Here is a 6,927-nt window from a genome sequence, read left to right as displayed (position 1 = left end):
TCTCCCTGAAGCCAATCTAAAGCTGTCGGCTGCTGACCGTCTTGACCTAACCCAAAACTAAGGGTGCGCTGCCCATCTAAGTCGAGCAGCAGGACGCGGCACTTACTTGCGGCGAGGCAAGCTCCTAAGTTTAAAACTGTGGTACTTTTCCCCGTACCGCCCTTGAAATTGAAAATAGCGACCTTCAACATAAAATCCTATTAAGGTCTAATCATTGTTTAGCTTAACAGTTTTATGAGCTTAAGTGTTAAAATCCTAATATATTAAACGTCTAATATGTTTAACCGTTTATGGGTAATTCTGAGGTCAGCCGCAGATTGGCAGTTAAAGTCTGAGGTATTTTGTCTGGCTGGTTAGACCCAACGATCGACCGGGGCGATTGCTCTTTTGAGTAACGAGCGCACGTCGGCAAGGCTTGCGGTCATTGGTTAAACACTTAAACGTATTATACCTTTAAGTCTTTAGAGTAAGTTTCTCCCATAGCTGGCGAGTGAGGCAACTGAAGCAATGTCGCGCTTGGCATAGCGTTCCACCGCGATCGCAGTGCTGCCGTATGCTGATAAGCTGCTACGCAGCTTAGTAGTTGACAGGGCGGGCTGGCATACGAGTGAAAAAGTGGTTGTTCCAGAAGGAATCTTTCTTGAGTATTTGCCGCCTTATTCTCCTGAACTTCAGCCAGCAGAAAGGCTGTGGTGTCTTGCCGATGAACTGAAAGTTAATAAAAGTTTTGACAGCCTTGATGATGCGAGAAGAAGTGCTCGCCTCGCGCTATCAAATTTTAGCGACGACCATGACAGAGAGAATCAAAAATCTTACCTTTTATCCTTGGTGGCCAGAGCCAGAAATTTTAGCCACAGGATAACTGATAATTTTCCGCTTCTACTAACTTCATAATTGCTATCTATTCATTTCACACGCTCGCAAGTGGACAGAGAAACTTTTTTGCTGCTCGTCAATTAGCAAGCTTTATTGAATTTTAGACAATTTTCTCTTCTTCCTTTCAACTATAAAAGTTCTTTTTATTGGACGATCGCGAGCGCAAGTTTCTTTACTCCCGACGATAAAGGGGGTAACTAACCCGGATTTGGTATGACCAAGGAAGGGCTAAATCATGAAAACATCTCTAAATTTGACAGCCGCCCAATTAGAGCAACTAAAAGCGCATTTGTTCCCTGGCGACGGTCAAGAAGCTGTTGCTATTGCACTTTGCGGTCGCCTTGTTGGAAATGGCACGCATCGCTTGTTAATCCACAAAATTGTGCCAGTACCTTACGAATACTGTTCCCTTCGTACTCCTGACCAAGTGAGGTGGTCAACTAATATCCTCATACCATTCCTCTGTGAAGCTGCCAAGCGCCGCAGGGGAATTCTCAAAATTCACGGACACCCTGAGAATTTCCCCCACCATTCTGATATTGACGACGAGGCTGACCGCCACCTTTTCCCGTCTATCTACGGCTGGGTAGAGTTGCGTCAAATTTATCAGCCCACGACCGAACAGTGAAGTTAGGGCAACAGCGATCGCTGTTGCCTGGTAATAATTCCCATAATAGTAATTTTGGGAACTATCCAGGGTTTAATGAGTTAAATCGCGATGAATAAAATTCGCTATGCTTGCCAATCCCTCTAGCTCCAACCCCCGTCTAGCTTCTGACATTGAAATCACCCCCCTGGTTACGGCTTCAAGCCTCCTATCGGCGTGGGCGGAGTTCTTAGAACTCGATGTCGCGGCTGGGGACGCAGCACCGGATACCGCCGATACTTACCGCCGCCAGTTGCGACTGTTCGTGTCTTGGTGCGATCGCGCCGACCCCCAAATCAACCTTGCTAGTGCGACAAAGGATGATATTAAGCGCTACCGCCGCTGGTTGGTGGAAGACAGGAAATTGAAGCCTGCGACTGTGGCCCTGAAATTATCGGTAGTCAGGCGTTTCTACGATGCGGCTACATCCAAGGGGCTGATTTTGGTCAACCCCGCCCTCAGCGTGAAGCCACCGAGGGAAAAGCGAGATGCTGCTGAGAAGGTGACTTACCTGGAAAAGTCGGAAGTGGAGAAGTTGCTGGCTACGATTAAGAGCGACGGCAGCGTGAAGGCACTGCGGGACAAGGCGCTGCTGGTGATTATGACGCTGGAGGGACCGCGCACGGTGGAGATGCACCGGGCTAATATTGCTGATTTGGTACAGCAAGGCAATAATTTGGGGATTCGGGTGGAGGGGAAGGGCAGCATTAGGATTGTGCCGCTAACGCCGGAAATTGCGCTCGCTCTGATGAATTACTTGGAAGCGAGAAAAGCGATGGAAGTGCTTGCGCCCTCTAGCCCGCTGTTTGTAGCTGTGGGATACCGGGCAGGTGGGCAGCGGATTAGCCGCCGGGGGATACGGAAGGTTGTAGACGGCTATTTAAAGGAAGCAGGGCTGAAACATTCGCCGGGGCGCACGATATCGACCCACAGTTTGAGACATACGGCGGGAACGCTGGCGCTGCGAGCCGGGGCAGAACTGCGGCAAGTGCAGGACTTGTTGGGGCATAAAGACCCCAGGACGACTTCTATTTATACTCACGTAGCGGAGCGATGGGCCAATAATCCTGCTCTGAAGTTAGGGATTACAATTGGGCAGTAAACGATCAGAGCTACTTTGCTATCAAAGTAGGCCCAAAACTAGCTGTCGCTGACAAAAAAGAGGAAATTCGAGTAGATGATTTTCAGGATGATTGTAGCATAATTTGTCTAATTTGTTTGAGGATTCGCATGATGTCATAAAGTTGATTGCGATAGGGGAGTAACAGGGAGAAAATATTAGATAAATCGTATTGAGGGTTAGGTTGAATTAGAAGTTTAATAAATTGGAATTCATCACCGTTTGTGATTAATCCATAAACGGGGCGTTCTGGGTTGGGGTTTGCCATCAAGTAGGTGAGGGCTTGGGGTAGGGCAACAGAAAAGGCGATAGTTGATTTAGATTCTACAACTAATACCCAGAGTTGCTGTTGAATAATGAGGGTGTCGATGCGTCCTCGCAGCATTTCGTCTCTGTCTTCTAGGAAGAGTTCAACTTCCGGTTCTGTAGTGACAAAAAAGGGTTCGTCGTATAAGCCGGTTAGAGTTAATAAGGGAGAAATGACTAAGTGATTGATGGTTCCTTCGGCTAAGGAACCGCGTTTGCGATGACGAATAAATCGGTTTCTGATTTGGTCTAGTGCGGCTGTTTCTGGGTCGGTGAGTTCGGGTAAGTTTTGATTCCATTCAGGAAACAATTGTGCGTTTTCTGTAGGACGGAGATTAAATTTTTCTTCCAGATTGTCTAAGCTAGTGATGGTTTTGGAAATCGGTTTAGTTTGAACCATAGCTCTAATGCAAGTGAAGGTGGATAATTGGTAGAGAGTGTCGGTGAATCTCTCTATAGTATATGAGTATATGGTGAAGTTAGCAAACTTTAACTAACATTTCTTCTGTCAACTTATAATGATGTAAAACCATCAGTTGATGAGCCTTTAAAGTCTCGAGCGCATAAGCCCGACCATTCAAATCGCTAAACTCAACTTCAAAAACTCCCGGTTCGTACACTTCAACCAAACCCTTATTTTAGGCGATCGCCCTGACGGGGTGACAAGCAACCTGAAAGCTAGCAAGACTTGCGGTTTAAACCGATTAATCTCAAAAAAGATGGAGGAATGCGAAGCCTCACGCTGGCTACGCCTACGCCATTTTTTCAGGTTTCGACAACGGAGAAGGAAGCTGGGGGGCGATCGTAATCATCATTATTGTCAATAGACCTGTCAATAAGCCGGGTTCTTTTTTAGGTTAAGGAGCTTCAAAGCTTTATCTATAAATGGTCGCAGAGTAGTTGTTACCCCGTCAGGCGATCGCCCGGAGAAACGTAGAAAACCACCATCGTCAGTTTTTTGACACCGTTTTGATACAGGTTTGATACCGTTTTGATACCCTAATGTCCCCTGTTCAGTCGTTTACCACTAAAAAGAGAATCGGCGATGGGACTTGGGGAAAGCTGACGCGCATCTCGCATTGTACTTTTTGAAGCCTAAACCTCTTAATGCAACGACGTTATTATCAAGCATGGGCTGAGCGAGTTTTACTTCCCGGTTAAAATTTTATTTTCCTGACAATCCACACATCATTTTACCCTAAAAATTGTCACCGTAACCTATGAGTTAAACAGTTGCCACCTCACCGATCAAAGCCTGATATTCATCACTTGAAAAGGGGCGAAAGCCATCATAACATTGAGAAGTTATATTACACAGCAAGCGAAACTGAAGCGGTGTCGGTGGTTGATTGACACGCTCTACGCGCACCTCTACCAAACTGGGATTTATCAATAAAACTTCAAAAATCTCACTATTCAAATATCGCGGACAATACCCGACAATATAGTGGTCTTCTGTATTTAAAGTCAATGCTTTAGAATCATAATGATTTTGAAATTCGTGAGCTAACCATAACTTTTCTCCAGTCTCTAAGCGGTTAACTCGCTCAATTGCACATTGTGGCAAATACCTCAGTCCATGCAAGAAAAAGTGAAGGCGATACCGCCCTTCTGAATCTAGTTCGGGACACGGAAAAACAGTAAGCGTATCTGTTTCTCGTCGCCCACCGCTGCGGGCTAACATGGCAATTGGATCTCTTTCATGCTGAGAAAGATTTAGCCAGTGAATAAAACTTGAGTAATCGGGGCGATTTTTTGGCATCAACCGATTAGCAAATACGGGAAATAAGTAAGTTGATGTATAGACTTTACCTAAGCGCGGAAACGAGGCTAAGGGTTCAAAACCGCACTTTTCTTGAGCTTCTAAAACGCCTTGTGTGTATGTAAATTCGTAGTTAATTCCATCAAATGTTAGCCTGCCAATGGGAAACCAAGAGCGGCTATTTTGGTCTTGCCAAGCCAAAAAAAGTGTTGATTTTGTCTTCACGGTAGCGCTTTCCTCAAGGTAAGTAGTCTGTGTTGATTAAATTCAAGAATCTTTTGGGCAAAATCGGCGGCAATAGGCGAGATACGAGTGTTAGGAATTCGATTTAAAATATCTAGTATATTCGCCTTTGAGATACCTTCAAGTCGCTCAAGCCATATATGCGCTGCATTCGGATAACAACGTGCAGCGTACTCAAATACATCAACAGTTTTGAGAGGCTTTTTATCATCAACGTTACCATAAAAAGCTGAGAAACATTTGTTAGCATAAAACTTTACTGAGCGGTTTTGCCTTTGTTCATCAGAGAGGTCGCGACCTAAGCTAGAAGCGTGATCGTAAGTGGGTGCTAGGTGTACTGTTTCAGATGTAGTGGACGCTAGGTGTGCTGTTTCGGATGTAGTAGACGCTAGGTGTACTGTTTCCCCTGAAGTAAGCATTGCTTTATTTTGGATAACACCCCAGTTTTCGTGGTGGCGATCGCCATTGCCAATCCACGCATCTAACAGAAGATAGCCGACAAACACTTCTACAGCTTTTTGGATGCCACTGGGTACTGTGCAACCAATAGGTAAATTCACAGATTCATCAGAGATAATTCTCAACACTAGATCAATTGTATGTTGCGACAGGTTGTAGGTTGCAAAGGTGGGGTAATTTGGCACGATGGGAGTAAGAAGTTCGTTACCGTGAACGAGGGTGCCACCGTTGGGTAAAAAGTAAGAAGAGACTACACCGAGATTCCCCTCACTCGTGGCGGCCAGTTCATAATTAGCATGAGGAATTCCCAGTAATTCGCACAATTCGGAGGCCACTTTCTCTGCCCAATCTTCGCCTAAATCAAGTCTTGCTTGTTTGTACAGGCAGCGGCCGAGTTCTGGGTGTTCAAACCAAAACTTATACTTACTCCCCATTGCTTCCTGATTAGAAAGTTCGTAAGCTTCTTGGGTGACAATAATGATGGGGAATTCATCGGACATAAATTGTTCAACCTATTTCTTTTGCCACACTCGCAGTTCACAAATACAAGGCTGAACTGAGCATTAATCGTGATCGCCTCTACTCTCGATCTTTTTTGAGACTATTAACTCAAACCCTTGTGTAATAAGCCGTTCAACTTTCTTGTCCCCATGTGTGCGCGATGCCATAAATAACTCATCCTGTCCCTTCTTCTGCAAGCTCTAAGCGGTGTGTGTAAGTGTTGACGAATTGCCCCGAAAACAGAGATTTCACCATTACCTGAGCCCCAGAAACAGCTCTAACGACATATTTCTGAACCTCACCGCAGAACCTCACCACCGAGCCAACTTTCAGCTCAGACGGTGCTATTTGGGGTACTTTTGTCTCATAAGTAGGAATAGCATGATTTTCGGGCTCTATCGCCTGATATGAAGCTGCAACTCCCATCCCTTCTGTTGTTAATGTCTCCCTAGGTGCAGCTTCCACTCCAAACACTTGAGTAGCGTGAGTCACTTCCTCATCCATAGGCGGCACACCCTCAGATATCTCTATATTATTATCCGACCCTGTGCCAGCAGTTCCCACCTCATTATTTTGTTGAGATAAACCAAGAGGCGGCACAACCTCAGATATCCCTATATTATTATCCGACCCTGTGCCAACAGTTCCCACCTCATTAATCTGTTGAGGCAAATCCTGAGAAAACACACCTTCTGACATCCCTATACTATTATCCGACCCTGTGTCAGCCGAGACCACCCGATCATTCTGTTGAGGCACACCCTCAGAAAACACATCCTCAGACATCTCTATACTATTATCCGACCCTGTGCCACTAGATACCCCTCTTAAACACTGAGTAGCAGCTTCCGGCAAAGACACTGCCTCTTTATCCCGCTGCTGCCAAACCTCAAAAATCGTCTGCCTGCCATCCTGGGGAAACTCAAACTGGTAAACCCTAATGCGTTTGGGCCTACCTAAAGCATCTCGTTCCTCAGACCTTTCTTGGCGAACCCGTCGCAAAGTAAAGCCCAG

Annotated in this window: 8 protein-coding genes and 1 pseudogene; 3 read left to right on the top strand and 6 right to left on the bottom strand. The window is 45.7% G+C overall.

Features of this window, described 5'->3' with window-relative positions:
* Nucleotides 1–191, bottom strand: a 191-nt coding sequence (locus QUB12_RS36255; protein WP_333310932.1) for a ParA family protein, incomplete at its 3' end; no start/stop codon positions are given.
* 352 nt (nt 192–543) lie between these two features.
* On the opposite strand from QUB12_RS36255, the gene QUB12_RS36250 reads away from it, so the two are divergent.
* The 3 genes from QUB12_RS36250 (at nt 544) to QUB12_RS36240 (ending at nt 2,624) form a co-directional block, all read left to right on the top strand.
* Nucleotides 544–894 (top strand): transposase, encoded by a 351-nt coding sequence (locus QUB12_RS36250; protein ID WP_445252156.1) that lies wholly within the window; start codon nt 544–546, stop codon nt 892–894.
* 217 nt (nt 895–1,111) lie between these two features.
* Nucleotides 1,112–1,504, top strand: coding sequence for a hypothetical protein (locus QUB12_RS36245; RefSeq protein ID WP_333103261.1), 393 nt, complete (start codon nt 1,112–1,114; stop codon nt 1,502–1,504).
* A 106-nt stretch (nt 1,505–1,610) separates the two neighbouring features.
* Nucleotides 1,611–2,624: a tyrosine-type recombinase/integrase gene (locus QUB12_RS36240; RefSeq protein WP_333103259.1), complete on the top strand. Its 1,014-nt coding sequence runs from the start codon at nt 1,611–1,613 to the stop codon at nt 2,622–2,624.
* Nucleotides 2,625–2,706: 82 nt separating this feature from the next.
* On the opposite strand, the gene QUB12_RS36235 is transcribed toward QUB12_RS36240, so the two are convergent.
* The 5 genes and pseudogenes from QUB12_RS36235 to QUB12_RS36215 all read right to left on the bottom strand — a co-directional run.
* Nucleotides 2,707–3,348: a restriction endonuclease subunit R gene (locus QUB12_RS36235; RefSeq protein ID WP_333103257.1), complete on the bottom strand. Its 642-nt coding sequence runs from the start codon at nt 3,346–3,348 to the stop codon at nt 2,707–2,709.
* 79 nt (nt 3,349–3,427) lie between these two features.
* Nucleotides 3,428–3,568: a DUF4926 domain-containing protein gene (locus QUB12_RS36230; protein WP_333103264.1), complete on the bottom strand. Its 141-nt coding sequence runs from the start codon at nt 3,566–3,568 to the stop codon at nt 3,428–3,430.
* A gap of 605 nt (nt 3,569–4,173) precedes the next feature.
* Nucleotides 4,174–4,935 carry an HIRAN domain-containing protein gene (locus tag QUB12_RS36225; protein WP_333103255.1) on the bottom strand — a complete coding sequence of 254 codons (762 nt, stop codon included), beginning with the start codon at nt 4,933–4,935 and terminating at the stop codon, nt 4,174–4,176.
* A complete protein-coding gene (locus tag QUB12_RS36220; RefSeq protein ID WP_333103253.1) occupies nt 4,932–5,912 on the bottom strand; it encodes a hypothetical protein in 981 nt (326 codons plus the stop codon). Before QUB12_RS36220 ends, QUB12_RS36225 begins: the two co-directional genes overlap by 4 nt.
* A gap of 175 nt (nt 5,913–6,087) precedes the next feature.
* Nucleotides 6,088–6,927: pseudogene (locus QUB12_RS36215) on the bottom strand (hypothetical protein); the annotation flags it as partial.

Source organism: Microcoleus sp. B7-D4 (genome assembly GCF_036705125.1).
Lineage (GTDB): Bacteria > Cyanobacteriota > Cyanobacteriia > Cyanobacteriales > Microcoleaceae > Microcoleus.
The sequence above is the reverse complement of the archived record's forward strand: the minus strand, read 5'-3'. Positions and strand labels throughout refer to the sequence as shown.

Bases quoted from the DNA above. Each gene is read 5' to 3' on its own strand.
- QUB12_RS36245 (WP_333103261.1), top strand. From the start codon at position 1,112: ATGAAAACATCTCTAAATTTGACAGCCGCCCAATTAGAGCAACTAAAA.
- QUB12_RS36235 (WP_333103257.1), bottom strand. From the start codon at position 3,348: ATGGTTCAAACTAAACCGATTTCCAAAACCATCACTAGCTTAGACAAT.
- QUB12_RS36240 (WP_333103259.1), top strand. From the start codon at position 1,611: ATGCTTGCCAATCCCTCTAGCTCCAACCCCCGTCTAGCTTCTGACATT.
- QUB12_RS36220 (WP_333103253.1), bottom strand. From the start codon at position 5,912: ATGTCCGATGAATTCCCCATCATTATTGTCACCCAAGAAGCTTACGAA.